Source organism: Dietzia sp. DQ11-38-2, assembly GCF_014145055.1.
Lineage (GTDB): Bacteria > Actinomycetota > Actinomycetes > Mycobacteriales > Mycobacteriaceae > Dietzia.
This window is the reverse complement of the sequence record NZ_JAALDW010000418.1, coordinates 1-1,467: the sequence shown is the minus strand read 5'-3', so window position 1 is coordinate 1,467 and position 1,467 is coordinate 1. Positions and strand designations below refer to the sequence as shown.

The 1,467-nt window shown below is 70.3% G+C and carries 3 protein-coding genes; 1 reads left to right on the top strand and 2 read right to left on the bottom strand.

Translation table 11 applies throughout. From position 1 onward, the window contains the following. Positions 1 to 483: metal ABC transporter permease (locus tag G6026_RS13525; RefSeq protein ID WP_182613469.1), on the bottom strand; the 483-nt coding region annotated here is incomplete at its 3' end. A gap of 52 nt (positions 484 to 535) precedes the next feature. Between G6026_RS13525 and G6026_RS13520 the strand changes: the two genes are divergently transcribed. Next, a complete protein-coding gene (locus G6026_RS13520) occupies positions 536 to 1,258 on the top strand; it encodes an ATP-binding cassette domain-containing protein (protein ID WP_194305630.1) in 723 nt (240 codons plus the stop codon). Here G6026_RS13520 and G6026_RS13515 read toward each other — a convergent pair. Further along, the coding region (locus tag G6026_RS13515) for a TSUP family transporter (RefSeq protein WP_206682029.1) at positions 1,147 to 1,467 on the bottom strand (321 nt) is incomplete at its 5' end. The two genes, G6026_RS13520 and G6026_RS13515, sit on opposite strands and share 112 nt — an antisense overlap.

Here is a 1,467-nt window from a genome sequence, read left to right as displayed (position 1 = left end):
GAAGGCCACGGCGACGAACGCGCGGTGGAAGCGGGCCGCCACCGCCAGGGTCACCACCAGCGCGAGGGCCAGGGTGACGAGTTCGGGACCGCGGATGGCCAGGATGTCGCCGAAGAGGATGGCGGTGGCGTCCGTGGCGAAGCTGCCGGAGTGGGAGACGATGATCACCCCGACCGACAGCATCGTGACGAACAGCAGCCCGATGGTGGTGTCGTAGGACAACCGGCCGCGCCTCTGCAACGCCCCGATCCCCGCGCTCATGGCCACCGCACTGACCGCGCCGCCGACCATCGCCGGAAAGCCGAGCACGGTGGCCAATGCCACTCCGGGGAGCATCCCGTGCCCGATCGCCTCGCCGAAGAACGCCATTCCCCGGATGACGACCCAGGTGCCGACCACTCCACAGATCGCCGCAACGAGCAGGCCGCCGACGAGAGCTCGGGCGACGAACGCGGTGCTGAACGGATCGAGGATCAGGGACACGAGGCCGTACACTATCTGTAACGACATTCGTTATCAACAAGGAGTGCAGACCATGCCCCTCTCGGGTCCGGCCCTCAGCGCCCACGGGTTGTGTTACGGCTATGAGGGCCGTGAAGTGCTCCACGACGCGGCGGTGGAGATGGCGTACGGGACCGTCACCGCTTTCGCCGGGCCGAACGGATCCGGCAAGTCCACTCTCGTGGAGCTCCTCGCCGGCGTCCGCGTTCCCCTCCGCGGCGAGGTGCGTCGGCGGGGCACCGTCTCACTCGTCGTCCAGCGACCCGCTGCGCCGGAGACCCTCCCCCTCACGGTCCGGGACACCGTCTCCATGGGGACGTGGGGGCGACGGATCGGTAGGCGGGAGGCCCGCGAGGTCGTGGCCGAGATGATCGGGGCGGTCGGCCTGGACGGCCTCGAGTCCCGCTCCCTGACGGAGCTGTCCGGAGGTCAGCGACAGCGCGCCCTCCTCGCCCAGGCGTTGGCGAGTCGCGCCGACATCGTGTTGATGGACGAACCCGATGCCGGACTGGATTCCGCCAGTCGGCGGCACGTCCACGAGTTGCTCACCGATCAGGCCCGTCGACGGGGCGTCGCCGTGGGCTGTGCGTCACATGACGAGCGGTTCGTCGCCACCGCCGATCACGTGGTGAGGTTGGAGGCCGGTCACGTGACGAGCTGCGCCACGTACACCCCCGACACCGCGAGCGCCGCCACGCCGAGTCCGGTGCGCAGCCCGAGCTCCGGGATGCGCGGTTGCAGCAGCACTCCCAGGTAGCCGCCGATCAGACCGCCCAGTCCGCAGACGATGCCGACTCCCCACGCCGGTGCGACCGGATCGGTCGAGAACCGTGCGAGCACGGTGAACACCACCGCGCCGACCACCGAGGTGATCCAGGTGGTGGCCAGGGCCGCGGGGGCGACGACCCCCACGGCCAGGCCCCCGGCGACCAGCAGGGGCGAGAGGATCGAACCCCCGCCGATGCC

Bases quoted from the DNA above. Each gene is read 5' to 3' on its own strand.
- G6026_RS13520 (WP_194305630.1), top strand. From the start codon at position 536: ATGCCCCTCTCGGGTCCGGCCCTCAGCGCCCACGGGTTGTGTTACGGC.